Below are 820 nucleotides of genomic sequence, written 5' to 3' on the forward strand. Positions count from 1 at the left end.
CGGGATTCCTGCCATGTCAAGGGTAGGTAAGGTTTTTCGCGTTGCATCGAATTAATCCACATCATCCACCGCTTGTGCGGGTCCCCGTCAATTCCTTTGAGTTTTAATCTTGCGACCGTACTCCCCAGGCGGTCTACTTCACGCGTTAGCTGCGTTACCAAGTCAATTAAGACCCGACAACTAGTAGACATCGTTTAGGGCGTGGACTACCAGGGTATCTAATCCTGTTTGCTCCCCACGCTTTCGTGCATGAGCGTCAGTCTTGACCCAGGGGGCTGCCTTCGCCATCGGTGTTCCTCCACATCTCTACGCATTTCACTGCTACACGTGGAATTCTACCCCCCTCTGCCAAACTCTAGCCTTGCAGTCTCCATTGCCATTCCCAGGTTAAGCCCGGGGATTTCACAACAGACTTACAAAACCGCCTGCGCACGCTTTACGCCCAGTAATTCCGATTAACGCTTGCACCCTACGTATTACCGCGGCTGCTGGCACGTAGTTAGCCGGTGCTTATTCTTCAGGTACCGTCATTAGATGCAGATATTAGCCACACCCGTTTCTTCCCTGACAAAAGAGCTTTACAACCCGAAGGCCTTCTTCACTCACGCGGCATTGCTGGATCAGGCTTGCGCCCATTGTCCAAAATTCCCCACTGCTGCCTCCCGTAGGAGTCTGGACCGTGTCTCAGTTCCAGTGTGGCTGGTCGTCCTCTCAGACCAGCTACTGATCGATGCCTTGGTAGGCCTTTACCCTACCAACTAGCTAATCAGATATCGGCCGCTCCAGGAGCACAAGGCCTTGCGGTCCCCTGCTTTCATCC

1 rRNA gene is annotated in these 820 nt (G+C 53.3%); it reads right to left on the reverse strand.

The features are described 5' to 3' along the window. Positions 1-820: ribosomal RNA gene (locus tag GM672_RS27735) — 16S ribosomal RNA — on the reverse strand; the annotation flags it as partial.

It is taken from the genome of Pseudoduganella buxea, from assembly GCF_009720835.1.
GTDB classification, from domain to species: domain Bacteria; phylum Pseudomonadota; class Gammaproteobacteria; order Burkholderiales; family Burkholderiaceae_D; genus Rugamonas; species Rugamonas buxea.